Consider the following 20,279-nt stretch of genomic DNA (forward strand, 5'->3'; position numbering starts at 1 on the left):
GGTTACCCGTTCCACACGCCCTCCTCGGGCTAGCAGGCTGCTAGTCGAGACGCTAGCAATCCCACCGGTGCCGGCACGCCCCGGCCCGCGTTCGTAGAGTGGGTACATGCCTCGCACGATCGCTACCACGAACCGCGTCGACCGCGACCACCTGCTCGAATTCCTCCGCACCCGGCACCACGCCATCCTGCTCACCACCCGCGCCGACGGCCGGCCGCAGTCCTCGCCGGTCACCTGCGGCGTGGATCCGGAGGGCCGCATAGTGATTTCCACGTACCCGGAGCGGGCCAAGGCGGCCAACGCGCGCCGCGACCCGCGGGTGTCACTGTGCGTGCTGTCCGACGACTTCAACGGACCCTGGGCGCAGGTCGACGGCCGCGCCGAGGTCATCGACCTGCCCGAGGCGCTGGAGCCGCTGGTCGAGTACTTCCGGTGCATCTCCGGTGAGCACCCGAACTGGGACGAGTACCGGGAGGCGATGCGCCGGCAGGGCAAGTCGCTGATCCGGGTCACCATCGAACACTGGGGCCCGATCGCGACGGGCGGTTTCCCGGCCCGCCTCGCCGACGACTGAGCCCACCGCCGGCCCGCTGCCGACGACTGAAGCCACCGCCGGCCCGCTGCCGACGCGCGGCGGGCCGGGCGTTCAGGGGCGGGTCCGCTGGTACGGCAGCCCCGGCACCTCGCGTGCCCATTCGCCGGGGTCGAGTCCGCGCCCGGCCCGCGGGCAGGACTCGACGCGGGCGTTGCCCCGCAGGTCGTCAAGCTGGGCGAGGTCGTCCAGGTGCACCGTGTGGTCCGCGCCGCCGCCGGCCACGGTGCGGCCGTCCGGGCTGAACGTCTCCTCCATGCCACCCATGAACACCGGCTCGACGGCCAACCAGTTCGATCTGACGTGCCCGGTCGACCCCCGGTCGGGGCAGTTCTCACGATCCGGCGGGATGGACGCCACGCCGATCACCGGATTACTGTTTCATGCATTAAAATATGACTCTTATTTAATAAGCTAGGCAGGCTGCAACCGAGAACCGCCGTCTGGACGCACAGGTGTGCTGGTGAGGACGAACTCCGGGGAGATGGAAGGCGATGGAATCAAAGCGCACCACGGTCCGCGACCTGCGCCGCCACAATCGGGCGGCGCTGCTGTCGAAGCTGTTCTTCGACGGTCCGCTCAGCCGCCACGAGCTGAGTCACCTCACCGGCCTGTCCGCCGCGACGGTCAGCAACGTCACCGCTGAACTGGTCGAGGAGCGGCTGATCGTCGAGGCCGGCCTGGTCGAGTCGGACGGCGGCCGGCCGCGCGTGCTGCTGCGCGTGGACCCCGCCTACGGGCACGTCATCGGCATCGACGTCGGCGAGACCGGCGTCCGGGTCGAGCTGTTCGACCTCGCCATGAGCCGGCTGGCCACCGTGGAACACGCGCTGTCCGGACCCCGGCCGGACCCGTCGACCGTGGTCGCGCAGCTCACCTCCGGGCTGCGCGAGGCCATCGAACAGGCCGGCATCGACGAGCGCAGCGTGCTGGGGGTGGGCATCGGCGTGCCCGGCACCGTGGAGCAGGGGCGCACCGTGCTGGTGCACGCGCAGACGATCGGGTGGGACGCGATCGCCCTGGAGCAGATGCTGCGCGCCAACGGCATCGAGCTACCGCTGTTCTTCGAGAACGGTGCGAAGACCCAGGGGCAGGCGGAGATGTGGTTCGGTGCCGGCCGCGGCGCCCGGCACGCGGTGATAATCCTGCTCGGCTCCGGAGTGGGCGCCGCGGTCATCACCCACGGCAGCACCTATCGCGGCGCGACGAGCAGCGCGGGCGAATGGGGGCATACCACCATCGTGTACGGCGGGCGGGCCTGCCGGTGCGGCTCGCACGGCTGCCTGGAGGCGTACGTCGGCGCGGAGGGCATCCTGGACCGGTACCGGCAGGCCCGGGCCGGCCGCGCCGTGCCGGGCGAGGACGAGCAGTCCAGCCTCGACGCGCTACTCACCGCGGCCGAGCGGTCCAAGACGGCCGCTCGGGTGCTGGACGAGACCGCGGGCTACCTGGGCGCCGGCATCGCCAACCTGATCAATCTGTTCAACCCGGAGCGCATCGTGCTGGGCGGCTGGGCCGGGCTCGCGCTGGGCGGCCGGATGCTGCCCCAGATCAGGCAGGCTGCGCAGGCGCACGCGCTGCGGCACCCGCACGGCCAGACCTCGATCGATCTGTGTGAACTCGGTCCGGACGCGGTGGCCTTCGGGGCAGCGACACTGCCGGTGGCGGCGCTGCTCGCGGAGGGTGGCCGGCCCCGGGAGGCTCGGCGCACCGCCGCGCACAACCGGACCGATGTACCGGCACAGCGCCCCCGGATGACCACCGCCCCGGCCTGACCCGCGTCTCGACCCGATCGCCTCGACCCGATCGGGTCGAGGCGATCCCGACCGTGGTCTGACCCCGGACGTCAGGTCCGGCGTGACCCGCCGGTGCCCGGCGGGTCCGGCGTGCGGCTATGCTCCCGCGGTTCACACGGGTTCCGAGAGGAACGCGGCGAAGGAGTGTAGTGGTGACCCTGACCAGCGCGGTGCTGTCGTTCGCCGTCGTTGCCGGCCTTCTGACCATCATTCCCGGACTGGATACCGCACTCGTACTGCGATCCGCGGTCAGGCATGGCCGGCGGCAGGCCTTCGTGACGGCCCTGGGCATCGGCACCGGCTCGTTGGTCTGGGGCGCCGCCGCGGCGGTCGGGGTATCCGCGCTACTGACCGCGTCGGTGTTGGCTTACACGGTGCTGCGGGTGGCCGGCGCCGCGTACATGATCTTCTTAGGCGCGCGGATGCTGTGGACCGCGCTGCGCGGGGCCGGTGGCGACGCGGAGCCGACGCCGCGAATCGCTCTCGCGGCGTCGGCCAGTGTGCGTCTCGCCTGGCTGCGGGGCCTGCTGACGAACCTCCTGAACCCCAAAATCGGCGCCTTCTACGTCGCGGTGCTGCCCCAGTTCATCCCGGCCGGAGCCTCCCACCTCGCCGTCGGTGTGCTGCTCGCCACCGTTCACGATGTCGAGGGCATGCTGTGGTTCACGATGATCATCTTTGGCGCGCAGGCGGTCAGGGGCTGGCTGCGCCGCCGGTCGGTGCACCGCGCCGTGGACGGTGTGACGGGAAGCGTGTTGGTCTGCTTCGGGCTCAAACTCGGACTGTCCGCTCGGTAGCCAGCTTTCGCGGTTCTCGGCAAGCGGTGCGGGTCCGCTCAGGTGGGTAGGTTCCATTGTTGGTTGGCGCCGCCGGTGCAGGTCCAGATTTGTAGTGGGGTGCCGTCGGCGGTGCTGGGTCCGGTGGCGTCGAGGCATTTGCCGGAGCCGGTGTTGATGAGTTGGGTGCCGGTGTGTTGCCATTGTTGGGCGTTGGTGTTGTTGCAGTCGTAGATTTGGACTTTGGTGCCGTTGGTGGTGCCGGCTGCGTTGACGTCGAGGCATTTGCCGAGGGCGCGGATGGTGCCGTCGGTGCCGATGGTCCATTGTTGGGCGTTGGTGGTGTTGCAGGTGTAGAGCTGGACCTGGGTGCCGTTGGTGTTGTTGGCGGCGGCGACGTCCACGCATTTGCCGCCGTAGCCGGTGATGTTGCCGGTGGCGCCGGAGCCGGTGCCGGTGCCGCCGCCGGTCCCCTGGGCGCCGTTCCAGGTGAAGGTCGCCGAGGTGGCGGCCGGCAGGCTGTACGTGAAGGACTCGTTGCCCCAGTTCACCTTCAGCGACTGGGCGCTACCCGTACCGTTGTACGCGACCAGCGCCTTTGAGCCGTCCGGGTTGCGCCAGGCCACGTTGGGGATGGTGCCGCCTGCGGTGGAGTCGATGCGGTACGCGCCCGGCTTGACGAACTTGGTCAGCTGCCCCATGTCGTAGTACTCGACGGTGTAGTCCACCTGCCCGCTGCGGCTGTCACCATTGTGGACGGTGATCAGCCCGGTACAGGTGCCGCAGCCGCCGTTGTGGGGGCCCATGTTCTGGTCGACGGCCAGGCTCCACTTGGTGACGGTGGTGCCCCAGTTCCGCGTGTAGCCGATGATGTTGTTCATGTCCTCGTTCTGCTGGTTGGCGATCCAGGTGCCGCCGGAGTGCTCGGTGTCGAAGGCCGGCACGTTCGGGTACAGGTTGTGCACGGTGGTCTGCTCGCCGACGTCGCCGCCGTACCCGTGCCAGGCGATGCCGCCGAACAGCGAGTCGTTGCGGATCGCGGCGTCGTTCATCAACGGGGCCGCCCAGGCGTCGTAGCCGTCCCAGTTCCAGTCGTGAATGAGCACCTTGGTGCTCAGGCCGGCGGCATGGAACGCGGGCAGCAGGTCGGTGCCCACGAAATAGTCCAGGCCGCTCGAGTTCCACTGCATCGACGGGTAGCCCGCGCAGCAGGTCGGCTCGTTCTGCGGCGTGACGTAGTCGATGCGCACCCCCTGCGCCTGGTACGCCTGGACGTACTTGACGAAGTACTGGGCGTACGTCGCGTAGTACTGCGCCTGCAGGTAGCCCTGCGAGTACGCGTTGTTGTCCTTCATCCACGGCGGTGCCGTCCACGGCGACGCCAGGATTTTGAGGCTCGGGTTGAGCTGCTGGGCCTGCTTGGTCAGCGGCAGGACGTCGGTCAGGTCATGGGAGATGGAGAAATCGTTCAGGTCGCAGCAGGTGCTGTCGAAGGTGTAGTTGGAGCGAGCCAGATCCGAGGCGCCCATGGGGTTGCGCAGGAAGTCCAGCCCGATGCCGTTGGTGGGGTCGAACAGCTTGCTCATGACCGAGGCGCGGGTGCTGGCCGACAGCGCACCGCTGGAGTTCATCAGCCATGCCGCCGTGTCGGTGAACGACGCGCCAGCGCCGACGAACTGCTGGTATCTGGTGTTCTCGTTGACGGTGATGGTCTGGTTGGCCGCGGCGCTGCTGCTCGCGAAGGCGATCGGCGCCTGCTGCTGCAGTCCGCGGGTGATGTTGCGGCCGGCGGCGTCGTTGGTGGTGGTGAGCCAGATGTTCACGCTCTCCGCCGCCGCGCTGGCCAGCCGTGGCGGCAGCAGCACCGTGGCGGCGGTCAGCACGAGTGCGGCCGCCAGCATGAGGATGCGGGCCCACCGCCGGCGCGGCGACCGCCAGCGAGGCACCGTGATCACGGACATGACGAATCCTTCCGTGGCTGGGAGTGTGCGCCGACGCCCCGAATAGAAGTCCACTATGGACGTTCACCGTCGGTTCACCGCCGCGCGACCGTCCAGCTTGATCGGCACGGCTGGTAATCGAAGAAAACACCCATCGATGGTCGCCTGTCAATACCCAGCGTCAGGCGTTGCAACCGACTGTTAACTTTCCGATCAGCAATATTCCCTGGTCAGGCGCTTTATTTGTAGCTTTTATTGACTAGCTCAGAAGCATCGTCATAGCCTTCGATCGATGCCGTACGACGCATCGGCATCGAGGGTTCGTCACCCTGCGCTGATCTTTTTGCGGCCGAACGTCGCCCGGCGACGAGCCCCGCCCGACCCGCGCGGGTCCCCGGCCGACCCTGCCCGCACGGCACACCCGCACGGTCGGGCCCGCACCCACCCGCGCCGCGCCGCATCCCGGACGCTCACTTCGGAGAGGACCCCCGTGAAACTGACCAGACGCGGTATCGCCGCCGTCATCGCCGTCGCCGTGGCGACGGTGGGGCTCGGCATCGCCGGCACCACCGCGGCCTCCGCCGCGACCGCCGGCCCCATCACCGGCTACGGCGGCAAATGCGTGGACGTCGCCGCCGCCAACAACACCAACGGCACCCAAGTCCAGCTCTACACCTGCAACACCACCAACGCCCAACAATGGACCATCGGCACCGACGGCACCATCCGCGCCCTCGGCAAATGCCTCGACGTCAACGCAGCCGGCACCACCAACGGCACCAAAGTCCAAATCTACGACTGCAACAACACCAACGCCCAACAATGGCAACACACCGGCACCCAACTCATCAACACCGGCTCCGGCAAATGCCTCGACGCCACCGGACCCAGCACCGCCGACGGCACCCCCCTACAAATCTGGACCTGCACCGGCGGCGCCAACCAACAATGGAACCTACCCACCGGCGGTGGGTCGACCACCCCACCCGGTGGCGGCGTGGCCGGCATGGCCGCGGCCCCGTACGCGTACCTGGGCTGGGGCAACCTGCCCGACCCGCGGACCATCATGTCGGCCACCGGCATCCGCTGGTTCACCATGGCCTTCATGCTCTCCGGCGGCACCTGCAACCCGGAGTGGGACGGCAGCCGGCCGCTGACCGGCGGCATCGACCAGACCACCATCAACAACATCCGTGGTGCCGGCGGCGACGTGGTCATCTCCTCCGGCGGCGCGTCCGGCAACTGGCTCGAACAGTCCTGCTCCAGCGCGAGCGCGCTGGCCGGCGCGTACCAGAAGGTGATCAGCGCGTACGGGCTGAAGGCGCTCGACATCGACATCGAGGGCAGCGTGTACGGCAACGCGACCCTGCAGCAGCGCACCATCGACGCGCTGAAGACGATCCGGGCCAACAACCCCGGGATCACCCTGTACGTGACGTTCCCGAGCGGCCCGAACGGCCCCGACTCGAGCATGATCAATCGGGCCGCCTCGTCGGGACTGACCGTTGACGGCTGGACCATCATGCCATTCGACTTCGGGGCGGCCGGCCAGAACATGGGCAGCCTGACCCTCCAGGCCGCCGAGGGGCTGAAGAACACCGTGAAGAACGCCTACGGATACACCGACGACCAGGCGTACCGGCACTCCGGCATCTCCTCGATGAACGGCATCACCGACGAACACGAAACGGTGGCCCAGGCCGACTTCCGCACCATGCTCGGCTACGCGCAGCAGCACCACCTCGCCCGCTTCACGTTCTGGTCAGCCGACCGGGACCGGCCGTGCACCGGCGGCAACAGCACCGGCGCCGACTCGTGCAGCGGGGTCTCCCAGCAGAACTGGGAGTTCACCAGCATCGTCGCCCAGTACGCCGGCTGAGGCGAGAGGCCGCCGGCCACGCCCGAACCCGGGCACGACCGGCCGAGGCGAGAAGCGGCCGGGCGCCGCCGGGACCGTTCCCCCGGCGGCGGCCGGCCGTCGCGACGCGCTCAGGAGCTGGGCGCGCTCAGGGGCTGGTGGTCACGGCCTGGCCCTCGTCCGGGCTGTCGGTCACGGTGGCGCGGGCGACCGCCTCGCCGGCCCGGGCCCGCAGCAGGTCGCGTACCGCGTCGATGTCGCCGGGCACGGTGCGGGAGGCGAGGTAATACATCCACCCGGTCGGGATGAAGAAGATCTGGAACACGGCCAGCCCGGTGGCGTAGTTCAGCGGGGGCGGCAGCGCCCTGGTCAGAACCCGGAACATCACGCTCACCAGGCTGTTGCCGGCCGCCCGGCCGACGCCGTTGACCAGGTTGCCCATGCTGTACACCGTGCCGCGGTGCTCCGGCGGGTTGACGTCGGCGAGCAGGGCGAACCAGTTCGGCGAGTTGGCCGAGGTCAGGGCGAGCGCGACGAGCGCGAAAAGGAAGCTGGCCGCCACCGTGGGCGAGGTGACCACGCTGTGCAGTACGGCGGCCACGATGCCCGCCTTGTCCGCGCCGGCCGGCACGTGCACGGTCAGCGGCACGAAGAACAGCACCACATAGAACGGCACCCCGGCGAAGACGCCGATGGCGGCCACCAGCGCCCGGCCCCGGGGCGTGCGCCGCTGCAACCGGTCGCCAACCAGCCCGCCGATGATGGACAGCGCCCCGCCGAGCTCGAACAGCACGGAGAACACGCTGCCGACCACGATCGCGGTCGCCTCCGGGTACCCCTGAGCCTGCGCCTTGGCCTGCAGCAGCCGCGGCAGCCAGACCAGCGAGCCGAAGGTGGCCTGTGCGGTCAGGCCCTGCAGGATCAGCCAGACGTTGGTGCGCCGGTTCAGGATGCCGCGCACGTCCGACCGGTTGATCCGGTGCTTGTACTCGCCGCCGGCCGCGAACAGCGGGGCCAACTCCGGCTCGCTCTGCCCGCGCCGGATGTCGTACACGAACAGGTAGGCCACCACCGCGACCAGGCCCAGCGCCGCCATCGCCAGGAACGGCCGGCGCCAGTCGTCCGGGCCCGAACCCGAACCGAGCAGGCCACCCACCAGGGTGCCGCCGAGCGTACCGACGCCGTGCGACAGCCCCCACAGGCTCATCACCAGCCCCCGGCGGCGCGGCGAGATGAGGTCGCTGACCACGGAGAAGCCGACCGAGGCGACCGCGCCCAGGCCGATCGAGGCGAGCATCTGCAGCGCGAAGTAGGTCAGGTACCCGTGGGCCAACCCACAGCCGCCGAAGCCGACCGCCCAGATCAGCGTGCCGCCCATCAGCAGCGGCTTCCGGTTTGTCCGATCTCCGGTGTAGGCCCAGCCGACCGCCGCGACGGCGGTGACCAGGAAGCTGGCCGCGGTGACCAGGCTCACGTCGCCCTCGGAGACGCCGAGGCCGCGGGCGATCGGATCGTAGAGCGGCACCGGCAGCCCGATGGCCACGTTCTCCAATGCCGCGAGGATCACAAATACCGTGACGCTGTACGTCCGGTGTGCCGCGCTGCCGCGGATCCCGCCCAGCCCTGCCATGTACCGCACCCAACCACACGCGCCCTATGACGTCGACTTCGCCTCTGGCGTCCCACGGTACCTATCAGGGGATCGGATTCGGTCCGGCCGCCAGCAGCGCGCGGATCGACTTGAGCGGAATCCACAGCCAGTCCGGCCGGTGACGCGCCTCATAGGCCGCCTCGTAGACCGCCTTGTCCAGCTCGTACGCGCTCAGCAGGCCCGGCAGGGCGCGCGGGTCCACCCCGGTCACGTGCCCGTACCCGTCGCAGAACGCGCCCCGGTTGCGCTGCACCCACTCCCGCGCCCGGTACGCCAGCTGCTCGTCGTTCGGCTCGCCCCTCAGCAGTTGGTTGGCCGCGTAGTCGAACGAGCGCAGCATCCCGGCCACGTCGCGCATCGGCGAGTCCGCCCGACGCCGCTCCGCCACCGGCTGCCCCGGCTCCCCCTCGAAGTCGATGAGGAACCAGTGGTCGGGCGTGCGCAGCGCCTGCCCGAGGTGCAGGTCGCCGTGTATCCGCTGCACGACGATCTGACCCTCCAGCGCGGAGAGCCGGTCGGCCACCGCCCCCGCCAGGTCCACCAGCTCCGGGACCTCGGCGACCGTGCGCTCCAGCCGCCGGCGCATCTCGGGAAGCGGCGACGGCCCGGCCACCGACCCCAGCTCGACCGCGAGCGTCGCGTGCACCTCGGCCACCGCCTCGCCCAGCCGGAACGACTCCGAGGCGAAGTCGCCGCCCACCTCGTCGGCCCGCAGGTCGGCCTCGGCAAGCAGGTCCCGCACGCTGGCCATGGCCATCGACCAGCCGTCCGCCGAGTTCGGCGCGTACGCCGTCACCATGGCCAGCGAGGTCGGTGCGCCCCGCTCGTCGACGCTCTCCATCGCGCCCAGCAGCGCCGCCACGTGCGGGCTGCCCGCCCGGGCCAGCACCCGGTTGAGTTCCACGTCGGGGTTGCGCCCCGCGTTGACCCGGCGGAACACCTTGAGGATCGCCTCGGTGTCGAAGATGACGCTGGTGTTGGTCTGCTCCCCCTCGATGACCCGGGCGGGCGCGTCGACGGGCAGGCTCGCCTCGGGCTCCGGCAGGAACCGCAGCGGGCCGGTCGTCGCGCCGGCCTGGATCAGGGTGAGCAGGCGCCGTGCCGCGTCCGGGCTGAACAGCGCGTCGCAGCCGGTGCGCCCGTCCTGCGCGCCGATGGTGGCCTGGCCGGCGAACTCCTCCGGCAGTTCCAGGTCCCAGCCGACGAACAGCTGGTACACCTCGCTGCCGCCGTCCGCGTACGAGGCGAGCAGGAGGGCGTGGTCCAGGTCCGGGGCGAGCGCGGTGACCACGCTGGGCGTGACGCTGCTCAGCACCCGGGCCCGCCCCGCGTACCAGCGCTGCTTGGGCAGCCACTCGATGAAGGGCAGGTTCATGACTCATCCCCGGATGGGGGGCACAGTTGCAGCCAGTAGAAGGCGTGCCCGGGCAGCGTCAGCAGGTACGGCAGGTTACCGATGCGCGGGAAGGTGACCCGACCGGTCAGCTCGATCGGGGTGTACCCGCTCCAGCCGGTCAGGCTCAGCTCGATCGGCTGCGGGAAGCGCGACAGGTTGTTGACGCACAGCACGACGTCCTCCTCGTGCTCCCTCAGGAACGCGAGCACCGACGGGTTCGAGCCGCCGAGTTCGTGGAATTCGCCGACCGAGAACGAGACGTGCCGCCGCCGTACGGCCAGCATGGTGCGGGTCCAGTTGAGCAGGGACGACGAGTTGTCCCGCTGCGCCTCCACGTTGATGGCCTGGTACCCGTAGACCGGATCCTGGTTGACCGGCAGGCACAGCCGGCCCGGCGTGGCCGTGGAGAAGCCGGCGTTGCGGTCGGGCGTCCACTGCATCGGCGTGCGTACGCCGTCCCGGTCGCCCAGCCAGATGTTGTCGCCCATGCCTATCTCGTCGCCGTAGTAGAGCACCGGCGAGCCGGGCAGCGACAGCAGCAGCGCGGTGAACAGCTCGAACTGGTTGCGGTCGTTCTCCAGCAGCGAGGCCAGCCGGCGCCGGATGCCGACGTTGGCGCGCATGCGCGGATCCTTGGCGTACTCCGCGTACATGTAGTCGCGTTCCTCGTCGGTGACCATCTCCAGGGTCAGCTCGTCGTGGTTGCGCAGGAAGATGCCCCACTGGCAGTTGCTCGGAATCTTCGGGGTCTGGGCCAGGATTTCCGAGACGGGGAAACGGGATTCCCGCCGCACCGCCATGTAGATCCGCGGCATCAGCGGAAAGTGGAACGCCATGTGGCACTCGTCGCCGCCGGTCTCCGGGTCGCCGAAGTACTCGACCACGTCGGCCGGCCACTGGTTCGCCTCGGCCAGCAGTACCCGTCCCGGGTACTCATCGTCGATCACCTTGCGCAGGCGCTTGAGGAACTCGTGCGTCTCCGGCAGGTTCTCGCAGTTCGTGCCCTCCTTCTCGAACAGGTACGGCACGGCGTCCAGCCGGAACCCGTCGATGCCGAGGTCCAGCCAGAACCGGATGACGCCCAGCATCGCCTCCTGAACCTCGGGATTGGCGTAGTTGAGGTCGGGCTGGTGGCTGAAGAACCGGTGCCAGAAGAACTGCCGGCGGACCGGGTCGTAGGTCCAGTTGGACTCCTCGGTGTCCACGAAGATGATCCGGGCCCAGGGGTAGCCGGAGTCGGTGTCGCTCCACACGTAGTAGTCGCGGTAGGGCCCGTCGGGGTCCCGACGGGACTCCTGGAACCACGGGTGGGTGTCGGAGGTGTGGTTCATCACCAGGTCAGTGATGACCCGGATCCCCCGCTTGTGCGCCGCGTCGATCAGCGCGACGAGGTCGTCCACGGTGCCGAACTCGGGCAGCACCTTGTAGAAGTCGCGGATGTCGTACCCGCCGTCGCGCAGCGGCGAGTCGTAGAACGGCGGCAGCCAGAGGCAGTCGACCCCGAGCCAGTGCAGGTAGTCCAGCCGCTGGATGAGCCCCTGCAGGTCGCCCTGGCCGTCGTTGTCGGCGTCGTAGAAGGCCCGCACGAGAACCTCGTAGAAGACCGCCCGCTGGAACCAGGTGGTGTCGGCGGGCAGCGTGCGAGCATGATCGAAATCGCTGGCCTCGGGGTGCTCGACGACCCCGTCGGGCGCGATGTGACTACCCTCGCCGAGATCGGCGAGCTCCTCGCCCAGGTCCATATCGCCTTTTGCCCCACACCATCCCGCCGCTAAACGCGCGGGGCGGGATGGACCGCACCGGTGCGAGAACTCTCGGACCGATGGGATCGGCTATATGGGGTGAGTACCCGACGAGTGGGATGTTCCGGTCAGTCCACCCCTTCCAGCAGGCCAACCGGCGGCTTGGGCACAAACCAGTCGATGACCTGTCGCGGATGCACGTCAAAGCCGGTGGCCCGGTTGCCACTCCAGTTCACGCCGACCAGAATCTCCCGCTCCGCCAGCCAGGGCAGCAGGTCGCCCAGCCAGTCCTCCAGCGGAATCGAGATGACGGCCAGGCCGGCGTACGCGGGCACCCGGGCGACCACTTTCTCCGCCCTGGACTGCCTCGACCAGAAGGGCACCGCGCGCTGCCCGTCCCGCTTGTGCGGCGCGATGTAGAAACCGTCCTCGACGACGGTCCAGACCTCACCCGCGTCGGGCAGCTCCCGACGGAACGCGGCCGCGTGCGCCGCACTGGTTGTCAACCGACGCCTCCTGGAAAGGAAACACCCGCCATCGTTCTAACAAACGATCAATCCAGGCACGCGATACGACCGGCCTACATTTCCCCGGGCTCCGCCCTCGGCTCCGGCCCCTCCGCCGAGGGCGGCCCCTGCACCGGCTCGCTGATCGGGAACAGGATCGGGGACAGCAGGTGCGGCGCGCGCTCCGGCGTCGGCCGGTTGACCATCAGCGGCCCGATCACCCGGCGCAGCCCGTCGATGAGTCCCGCGCGCTCGTCCGGGCTGAGCCAGATCGCATGCTGCCGGTAGCCGACCAGGTCGGCGGTCGGGTCGGAACCCTCCCGGTCGAGGTAGGCGTTGAACTCGGCCAGCAGCACCGCCATCGCGACCGGGAACACGCCACGGTGCTGGTCCCGGGTCGCCGACGCCGCCGTCTCCGCGTCGATCACCGCCCGTTCGCGGCGCAGCCGGTACCGGCGCTCCACGAAGCCGCGTACCCGCTGTTCGCCGTCGACCTCCAGGATGCCCTCGTCGGCGAGCAGCGCGACATGCCGGTACACCGTGGCCTTCGAGACGTCGGGCATGCGGGCGACCAGTTCCGACGTGGTGACCACACGCTCGCCCGACATCGCGTGCACGATCCGCAGCCGTACCGGGTGCAGCAGGAGGTCCACCGGATCCATCGGCCCATTGTCTCACATCTGCTACTGTTCGCATCGTTGCGAACATTCGACCCCGCCGCCTCGCGAAGGAGCCCACGATGAACGCCCCAGTCGGAGTAGAGGTCGAGATGACGCCCCCGCTCGGGCGCCGGTACGAGGTGGACGGGCGGCGGCTCGCGCTGCACCGGTCCGGCTCGGTCGGCCCGACCGTCGTGCTCCTGCCCGGGGCCGGCCTGGTCGGCCTCGACTTCCTGAACCTCCAGCGGGCCGCCGCCGAGTTGACCACCGGCGTGCTCTACGACCGCGCCGGCACCGGCTGGAGCGACCCGGTCGACCTGCCCCGCACCCCCACCGAGGTCGCCGAGGAACTGCGCGAACTCCTGCGCGCCGCCGCCGTACCCGGCCCGTACCTGCTGGTCGGCCACTCCCTGGGCGCGTTCTACGCCCGCCGGTACGCGCAGCTGCACCCCGGCGAGGTGGCCGGCCTGCTCCTACTCGACCCGGGCCACGAGGACCTGCCCGCGTACCTGCCGGCCGAGGCCACCGAGGCGGCCGAGCGCATGAAGCCCGACCCCAAGGCCCTGCCGGAGCTGACCGACGATCAGGTACGGGCGGCCCGCGAGCAGTACGCCGAGCTGTACGCGCGGTGGCCGGCACACGTGCGCGAGCCGCTCATCGACTACCACCTCGCCTCGTGGCGCGTCGGCGTCGAAGAGACGGTGAACTTCGAGGGCGAGGTCTACGACGAGCTGCGCGGCGGTGGACCGCTGCCCGACGTCCCGCTCATCGTGTTCAGCGCCATGGGGCGCAACGCCTACTGGGCGCAGCACGCGTCCGAGGAGCTGATGCGCGCGACCCACGAAGGCATCCGAGCCATGCAGGCGGCCCTGGCCGGATCGGTGCCGCGCGGCGAGCACCGGGTACTCGACTCGGCGTCGCACGCGATCCTGCACCTCCAGGGCGAGGACGCGATCCTCCAGGCGATCCGCGACCTGCTCGGCAGGGCTTAGCGCGGCTACGGTCTTGAGGAGTGTCCATGGTCGGTTCGCGGATCGCACGGGACCGCTGACCCGCGGGTGGGCCCGAGGTGGACGCGTTGCCGGGCTGGCCATTGACTTCATGTCGGGTTGAGGTTCGATACCGGCCCGTGGACGCGGCTGCCCGAGCGGGTACGGGCCGATCCTTCAGTCGCGATAGTGGTCGACGAGTGCGACCTCACCACCGGCGTGACGCGTCAGGTCGTCGCCCGGGGGCGAGCCGGGATCGTGCCGTTCGACGTGCCGCGCGGGCGCCGCAAACTGGCGCGTTACCTGGGTGCCGACGAGTCGCACTGGGATCAGCGCTTCCGCCGCTACCTGTACGACGACCCGGCCGAGAAGGGCACCTCGTGGCTGCGGCTACTGCCGCGCTCCCTGGCCGCCAAGGACCTCAGCTTCACCGTCTGAGGCCGGGGGCGCGCCGGTGGCGTACCAGTGCGCCTCGTCCGTCGAGTGGGTGCGCGCGAAGCCGGCCTTCTCCAGTACCCGCTGCGACGCCACGTTGTCCCGCAGCGTGTCGGCCACCAGCAGGCGTACCGAGCCCTGCGCGAACGCGTACCCCATCAGCCCGCGCAGCGCCTCGGTCGCGTACCCGCGGCCCCTTGCCGACGGTACGAGCCCGTAGCCGAGCATCGCGATCCCGTCGTCGTCGGGCGGGCCGAAGAAACCGATCGTTCCGATAGCCAGTCCGGTGGCTTGCTCGACGATCACGAAGGACCCGAACACGTCGTGCGGATCCCTCAGGAACGACCGGGCCGCGTCCTGATCGTCCGGCACCGGGAACTCCTCGTGCCAGGCCCGGTCCCCGCGTTCCCCGTCGACCATGGCCTGCGCGGTATCCCGGTCCAGTGGCCGCAGTTCCAGGCGCTCCGTGGCGATCATGGGCCGGAAGTGTACCAGCGTCGATGCGTAACGGGCGAGCGCCTATTCGCGCGAGCGCCGCTCCAGGTACCCGCGGATCGCCGCCACCCGGCCGGCCAGGCCCCGCCGTTCGCTCACCGACAGCGCCAGGTCCAGCGGGGCGACCGGCACGTCGTACCCGTGCCAACGCACGTACTCCAACCGCCCGGCCGCCACCGGCCCCTGCTCGTGCGGCTCCGGCTCATCCACGTCCGGGTGCACTCCGGCGATCCACTCCAGCAGGCAGCCGGCGAAGGCCCGGCCACCCCGGTCGGCGATCCAGCCGGTCATCGTGGTGACCGGCTCGACCAGCAGGTCGTCGAGCATGGCGCCGGCCAGTTCGGCATCGTCGACCCAGAAGTCGACATCCCCGGGCCCCACGTCGATGCCACGGACCGCCAGCGCGGCCGAGCCGTAGAGGAACCATCGCAGCCCGGTGCCGCCGACCCGCCGCAGGAGCACGTCCAGCCCCTCAGACCATGGCACCGGCCGCAGCCGCGCGCTCTGCAGCACCATCTCTTCCAGGTGCCGGGCGAAGTTGGCGTGAATCCGGGCGACGTCTCCGGTCGCGGAGAGACGGCGGACGAAACGGCCGTCGCCGGCAGCGGCGAAGCCCATGTGCGCCAGCCGTTCCGCGTACCGAGGGTTGGTCGTGCCCACCTCGTACACGGCGCGATCCCCGCGTACCCTCATCGAGGTCCACAGCTCGCCGGTGGCCAACGCCCCTCCTCGATCGGCCGGCTCCTCATGAAGGTTACGTGCCGGCGAGCCGCCGACGGCGAGCCCCGCCCGGCCGGTAGTCGGGCCACGCCCGGAGGCGTAGTAGGGCCTGTCGGACCGGTTGGCGGCGCGGGTCCGCCGAAGGGCCGGACACGGCGTCTGATCCCCGGAGAGAATCAGAGCCGGAGGTCGGTGATGGCGGCGCGTGGAACGTACGAGGCGTCGCGCCCCCTTCATGATCCGATCCCGCCCGCGTTCGTCGAGCTATTCGTCGACGTGGTCTACATCCTGGCCTTCTTCATCCTGGCCCAAGGGCTGTCGGCGAATCTGAACTGGCGTGGCGCGCTGCAGACCGCCGTCCTCCTGCTCGCGGTCATGTGGATCTGGATCCTGTCGTCGTGGCTCACCGACCTCTACGACCCCCAGCGACCGCAGATCAAGGCCCTGGTCATCGAGGTCATGTTCGGTAGCCTCCTGGCGGCGATCGCGCTACCCGCCGCGTTCGGCCGGCTCAGCGCGCTGTTCGTCGGCGCGTACGTGGCGACCATCGGCGTGACCAGCGTCGCGCTGATCGTCCTGGCGCCGCACGCCTCGGCGACGCTGAGAACCGAGCACACCCTGTTCTGGCACGGGGTGACCTCCGTGGGATGGATCGCGGGCGCCCTGACGCACGGCACGGGCAGGCTGGTGCTGTGGGGTGTCGCGGCGGTCACGTCGTACGCGGCATCACTGGTGGGCTGGCCCACGCCGGGGCTCGGCCGGATCCGGCTCGACGACCGGATCTTCAACGCGTGGCACCTGTTCGAACGCCACCGGCAGATCTTCCTCGTCTCGATCGGTGAGCTGATCCTCAGCATCGGACTGGGCTTCGCCAGGGCGCAGCTCGGGGTCGGTCGCGTGATCGGATACGCGGTGGTGTTCGCCAACACCGTATTGATCCTTGAGATCTACTTCTCGCGTGCCAGACAGCTGCTGGCCTCCGACACCCTCGTCACCCTGGAGAGGGTGCGCTCGGCCCTGGCCACCTCGTCGGCGCATCTGCTGATGGTGGGTGGCGTCGTGATGATTTCCGCCGCCGACGATCTCATCACCGCGGATCCGTTTGCCCGCAGGCAGGTCTCCTGGACCGTCATCATTGTCGGCGGCCCGGTCGTGGTCATGCTGGGCAGCCTGCTGTTCGACACCGTCATCGGCAGCCTACGGGCACCTCGGGTGATCGCGACGGCCGTACTGGTGGCGGTGGCACCTACGTTGTACTTCGTGCCGCCGCTCGTGGCCGCGGCGCTGACCAACCTCGTCCTGGCGGGGTGCCTGGCGACGGAGGCCGCCTTCCGGTGGCGCCGGACCCGATCGAGGACGGCGGCGACCTGATCGGCCGGCTCCGGAACCCTCTCGATCACGGCCGGGTCCGGCGCGCCCGCCACGGCGGCCGGTCAGCGGACCGTGGGCGGCGCCGCCATCGGCGGGTGCCTCCGGATCGCGGCCACGTTCACGATCGCGACGCCGAGCAGGATCACTGCCGCGAGCCCGCCGACCGCGATCGGCGGCAGCAACTCGACCGCGGGCGCCAGCGCGGCCAACAGGATCAGCGCACCCGGTCGGGACCAGGAGACCCGGCTGAACACGAGGTAGTCGAGCAGGCCCCGGCCGATGAGGAACAGCACCGGTCCGCCGAGAATGACCGCGCCCCGGGGCGCGGACGTCCCGCCGACGGGGTGCGCGATGAGCAACTGGGCGGTGACGGCCTCGGCGAGCACGCCGGCGACCATGATGAGATGGGCGATCCCCGCGAACTGGCCGAACCGGGAGGCGTTGAAGGACGCGGCGAACGCCTGGGACAGGAGCGTTCCGGCTCGATGGGTGTAGGTGCGCCACATCAGGGCGGTCGTCGCGAACATCACCACGAACGCGCCGAACCGATCGAGGGTGTGACTCCCGCGGCTGAGCATCAGCCCGGAGACAAAGATCACCACCCCGAAGGCGACGATGAGCAACTGGCGGTAGCGCTCGGAGACCCGCTCCGCCTCCAGCCGCCACTCCCGCACCGCGGACCGTCCGAGTTTCGGTGCGGGCCAGCCGAGGGCGGCCGCCGTGTACTCCAGCAGTATCGCCCCGCCCCAGAGCGCGGTCCGGTGGTCGGCGGCCGTGAACGCACCGACCAGCCACAACGGCCCCGACACGCAGAACCAGAACAGGATCCGCGACATCCTGCTGCGGACATCCGCGCCGGTCGCGGAGAGCCTGAGGTACGTGCTCGCCCCCAGATGCACCGAGAGGTAGGCGATCGCGAACAGCGGCCCGCGCCCCTCGAACGCCCCGCTCACCGCCCGGCACATCACCAGGATGCCGATCATCACCCAGATGATCTGCACCTGAATCCGCGCCCGGTCCGCGTTGAAGGTGTCCGGGACCCACGCCGTCAACATCCAGATCACCGCGAACGCCAGGAAGAGGATCAGCGTCTGACCAACGCCGAGCCAGGTCAGGTGGCCGACCAGCCGCTGCCCGAGGACAACGAGGGCCACGACGTACACCAGGTCGAAGTACAGCTCGACGAAGCCGGGGCGGTTGAGGCGCCCCGGTTGCCGGATCTCCTCCTCGCCCCGGGCGGCGACCGATTCCCCCATACCGTGGCCACTTCGTGGACGGACTCGATGACGCGGCCCGCGCCTCTGACCCGGTCCGCCGCCTCACGCTACCCGGGCGCGGGCATCCGGCCGGCCGGATCGATCGAATGTCACCCCCGACCCCGAGCGGCGTACGCATCCGTGCCGACGCGGCCGCCGGACCGCCATCGCCCCTGTTTCCTGGCCCGCTCGACTAGCTTTTCCTCGACGGCGGGTAAGGAAGGGCGGACGAAATGGATCGCTTCACCAACGACGGGTTCACCTTCGAGGTCACCGACACGCCCCCGGCCGATGGCGACGCGGCGGGGCGGGTGGCCGTGCTGCTGCACGGCTTTCCGGAGGACCACCACTCCTGGGACGCGGTGACTCCGGCGCTGGCCGCCGCGGGGTACCGGGTGTTGGCACCCGACCAGCGCGGCTACTCGCCCGGAGCCAGGCCGGTCCGCCGGTCCGCCTACCCGCTGTCCCGGCTGGCCGGCGACGTGCTGGCCCTGGCCGACGCGGCCGGGGCACAGCGCTTCCACCTGGTCGGCCACGACTGGGGAGCCGCCGTGGCCTGGTACCTGGCCGGTCGCCACCCGCACCGGCTGGCCTCGGTGGCCGCCCTGTCGGTGCCCCACCCCGAGGCGTTCGCGCGGGCGTTCGCCGTCAGCGACCAGGCGCTGCGGTCGTGGTACATGGCGGCGTTCCAGGTGCCGCGGCTGCCCGAACTGGTGCTCGCCCGGGGCGGCGGCGAGACCATGCGGACCGCGCTGATCCGGGCCGGCCTGGATCCGGCCAGTGCCGCCCGCTACGCCGCCCGTGCCGCCGATCCGGCCGCGATGCGTGGGCCGCTGAACTGGTACCGGGCGCTTCCGCTGAGCCTGCGGGAACGGGTCGGCCGGATCGGGGTACCGACGCTGTTCATGTGGAGCGACGGCGACCGCTTCGTGTCCCGTACCGCGGCGGAACGGTGCGGCCGGCTGGTGAGCGGCCCGTACCGCTTCGAGGTGGTCGAGGGCGCCTCGCACTGGCTGCCCGAGGAGGTACCCGAGCGGGTGTCCGCCTCGCTCGTGCGGCATTTCGCCCGCGCCCGCGCGTTCCCCGGGCGATAGGCGCGGTGGGTCACAGGCCGAGGCGTTGCCGGGCGAGCGCCACGAAGCCGAGCGGGGCACGATCCCAGCCGGGAATCTGGTCGGGCAGGGCGACGGCATCGGCGTCGATCAGGCAGTCCAGCGCCGGCTCGGACAGTGCCTGGCCGGTCCGGTAGGCCAGAGCGACCGCGGCGGTGAGGGCGACGAGGTCGCCGCCGTCCTCGACCAGGCGCCCGAGGTGCTGGTCGACGTCGACCCTGCCGTCGGCGGCGTGGGCGAGCGTCAGGTTCGCGCTGGCCCGCACTTCCACCCGATCGCCGGGCACGGCCAGCAGCGCGGCCAGGGTGCCGTCGGTGGGCGTGAACCAGGCCAGCAGGGCGGCCGACGTCGCGGCCACGTCGGCGTCCGGGTCGTCGAGCCAGCACCGGTACCTGTCCACGTGGTGGGCGGCCGCCTCGTACGCCCCGGCGGCCCACTGGAAGACCGCCCGGTCGGCCAGGTCGGACAGCTCGGCGTCAGAGAACGGATCGTCGTCATCGTCGTACACGCGCCGCACCACCTCGTCCAGCTGCTCCTCCGTGAGTGCGTCGCCGCCGGCGGCGAATGCCTGAGCGGGGTCGAAGGGCAGCGCGTCGTCCCGCAGGTCCCCAATCGCGATCGCGGTCAGCAGATCCAGGATCGCGCCGCGCCCGGGCACGTGCGGATCGTCGATCAGACCGACGAGGAACGGAACCGCGTACGCGCTGGCCTGCCACCGGGTGCCCTGGTGGTACACGTTCCCGAACAACTGCCCGAGCGCCTGCGCACGAGTGCCCGGGTCCTGGCTGCGCAGCGCCCGCAGCTGCGCGGGCACATCGGTCGCCGGCCCGTACGCGTGGTGGAGCCGCTCCCACGGCACCCGATCCAGGCCCGAAAGCTCATGACCGCAACTCACGTGCCCGTTTCTACCCGATGACCCGACCATCCTGCCCCGGGCACCGCCGTTCCGCTGCCCAGAAACGCGAGGGATAGGTCCGGGGGCGCC

At 70.4% G+C, this 20,279-nt stretch carries 19 protein-coding genes; 8 read left to right on the plus strand and 11 right to left on the minus strand.

Features of this window, described 5'->3' with window-relative positions; translation table 11 throughout:
- Nucleotides 1–106 precede the first annotated feature (106 nt).
- Complete coding sequence (locus ABEA87_RS12705) at nt 107–574, plus strand: PPOX class F420-dependent oxidoreductase (RefSeq protein WP_345629130.1); 468 nt, start codon at nt 107–109, stop codon at nt 572–574.
- 72 nt (nt 575–646) lie between these two features.
- Here ABEA87_RS12705 and ABEA87_RS12710 read toward each other — a convergent pair whose 3' ends face one another.
- Entirely contained in the window at nt 647–961 is a 315-nt protein-coding gene (locus ABEA87_RS12710) for a hypothetical protein (RefSeq protein WP_345629131.1), read from the minus strand.
- A 125-nt stretch (nt 962–1,086) separates the two neighbouring features.
- Between ABEA87_RS12710 and ABEA87_RS12715 the strand changes: the two genes are divergently transcribed.
- Nucleotides 1,087–2,367: an ROK family transcriptional regulator gene (locus ABEA87_RS12715; protein WP_345629132.1), complete on the plus strand. Its 1,281-nt coding sequence runs from the start codon at nt 1,087–1,089 to the stop codon at nt 2,365–2,367.
- Nucleotides 2,368–2,540: 173 nt separating this feature from the next.
- The gene (locus tag ABEA87_RS12720; protein ID WP_345629133.1) at nt 2,541–3,185 is read left to right on the plus strand and encodes a LysE family translocator; all 645 of its coding nucleotides are present in this window, start codon (nt 2,541–2,543) and stop codon (nt 3,183–3,185) included.
- Nucleotides 3,186–3,223: 38 nt separating this feature from the next.
- Here ABEA87_RS12720 and ABEA87_RS12725 read toward each other — a convergent pair whose 3' ends face one another.
- Complete coding sequence (locus tag ABEA87_RS12725) at nt 3,224–5,125, minus strand: ricin-type beta-trefoil lectin domain protein (RefSeq protein WP_345629135.1); 1,902 nt, start codon at nt 5,123–5,125, stop codon at nt 3,224–3,226.
- 469 nt (nt 5,126–5,594) lie between these two features.
- Between ABEA87_RS12725 and ABEA87_RS12730 the strand changes: the two genes are divergently transcribed.
- Nucleotides 5,595–6,983, plus strand: a complete 1,389-nt coding sequence (locus ABEA87_RS12730; RefSeq protein ID WP_345629136.1) for a ricin-type beta-trefoil lectin domain protein — start codon at nt 5,595–5,597, stop codon at nt 6,981–6,983.
- A gap of 127 nt (nt 6,984–7,110) precedes the next feature.
- Here the strand turns inward: ABEA87_RS12730 and ABEA87_RS12735 are convergent, their stop codons facing one another.
- From ABEA87_RS12735 to ABEA87_RS12755, 5 genes are all read right to left on the minus strand, one after another.
- On the minus strand, nt 7,111–8,592 hold the full coding sequence (locus ABEA87_RS12735; protein WP_345629137.1) for an MFS transporter: 1,482 nt from the start codon (nt 8,590–8,592) through the stop codon (nt 7,111–7,113).
- Between the two features lie 64 nt (nt 8,593–8,656).
- Complete coding sequence (locus tag ABEA87_RS12740; RefSeq protein WP_345629139.1) at nt 8,657–9,988, minus strand: maltokinase N-terminal cap-like domain-containing protein; 1,332 nt, start codon at nt 9,986–9,988, stop codon at nt 8,657–8,659.
- The gene (gene treS / locus ABEA87_RS12745) at nt 9,985–11,751 is read right to left on the minus strand and encodes a maltose alpha-D-glucosyltransferase (protein ID WP_345629141.1); all 1,767 of its coding nucleotides are present in this window, start codon (nt 11,749–11,751) and stop codon (nt 9,985–9,987) included. Before treS ends, ABEA87_RS12740 begins: the two co-directional genes overlap by 4 nt.
- Nucleotides 11,752–11,879: 128 nt before the next feature.
- Entirely contained in the window at nt 11,880–12,257 is a 378-nt protein-coding gene (locus ABEA87_RS12750) for a DUF2750 domain-containing protein (RefSeq protein ID WP_345629143.1), read from the minus strand.
- Between the two features lie 74 nt (nt 12,258–12,331).
- Complete coding sequence (locus ABEA87_RS12755) at nt 12,332–12,919, minus strand: helix-turn-helix domain-containing protein (RefSeq protein ID WP_345629145.1); 588 nt, start codon at nt 12,917–12,919, stop codon at nt 12,332–12,334.
- Nucleotides 12,920–12,996: 77 nt separating this feature from the next.
- On the opposite strand from ABEA87_RS12755, the gene ABEA87_RS12760 reads away from it, so the two are divergent.
- Complete coding sequence (locus ABEA87_RS12760; RefSeq protein ID WP_345629147.1) at nt 12,997–13,908, plus strand: alpha/beta hydrolase; 912 nt, start codon at nt 12,997–12,999, stop codon at nt 13,906–13,908.
- 117 nt (nt 13,909–14,025) lie between these two features.
- The gene (locus ABEA87_RS12765; protein ID WP_345629149.1) at nt 14,026–14,343 is read left to right on the plus strand and encodes a hypothetical protein; all 318 of its coding nucleotides are present in this window, start codon (nt 14,026–14,028) and stop codon (nt 14,341–14,343) included.
- Here ABEA87_RS12765 and ABEA87_RS12770 read toward each other — a convergent pair.
- Nucleotides 14,296–14,817: a GNAT family N-acetyltransferase gene (locus ABEA87_RS12770; protein ID WP_345629151.1), complete on the minus strand. Its 522-nt coding sequence runs from the start codon at nt 14,815–14,817 to the stop codon at nt 14,296–14,298. The genes ABEA87_RS12765 and ABEA87_RS12770 overlap by 48 nt on opposite strands.
- Nucleotides 14,818–14,859: 42 nt before the next feature.
- A complete protein-coding gene (locus ABEA87_RS12775) occupies nt 14,860–15,555 on the minus strand; it encodes a nucleotidyltransferase family protein (protein ID WP_345629153.1) in 696 nt (231 codons plus the stop codon).
- Nucleotides 15,556–15,750: 195 nt separating this feature from the next.
- On the opposite strand from ABEA87_RS12775, the gene ABEA87_RS12780 reads away from it, so the two are divergent.
- Nucleotides 15,751–16,926: a low temperature requirement protein A gene (locus tag ABEA87_RS12780; protein WP_345629155.1), complete on the plus strand. Its 1,176-nt coding sequence runs from the start codon at nt 15,751–15,753 to the stop codon at nt 16,924–16,926.
- 62 nt (nt 16,927–16,988) lie between these two features.
- Here the strand turns inward: ABEA87_RS12780 and ABEA87_RS12785 are convergent, their stop codons facing one another.
- On the minus strand, nt 16,989–18,182 hold the full coding sequence (locus ABEA87_RS12785; protein ID WP_345629157.1) for a low temperature requirement protein A: 1,194 nt from the start codon (nt 18,180–18,182) through the stop codon (nt 16,989–16,991).
- 233 nt (nt 18,183–18,415) lie between these two features.
- Here ABEA87_RS12785 and ABEA87_RS12790 point away from each other — a divergent pair, with 233 nt between their 5' ends.
- A complete protein-coding gene (locus ABEA87_RS12790; RefSeq protein WP_345629158.1) occupies nt 18,416–19,276 on the plus strand; it encodes an alpha/beta fold hydrolase in 861 nt (286 codons plus the stop codon).
- A 10-nt stretch (nt 19,277–19,286) separates the two neighbouring features.
- Here the strand turns inward: ABEA87_RS12790 and ABEA87_RS12795 are convergent, their stop codons facing one another.
- Nucleotides 19,287–20,189: a hypothetical protein gene (locus tag ABEA87_RS12795; RefSeq protein WP_345629160.1), complete on the minus strand. Its 903-nt coding sequence runs from the start codon at nt 20,187–20,189 to the stop codon at nt 19,287–19,289.
- Nucleotides 20,190–20,279 lie beyond the last annotated feature (90 nt).

Source organism: Rugosimonospora acidiphila (assembly GCF_039543385.1).
Classification (GTDB): domain Bacteria; phylum Actinomycetota; class Actinomycetes; order Mycobacteriales; family Micromonosporaceae; genus Rugosimonospora; species Rugosimonospora acidiphila.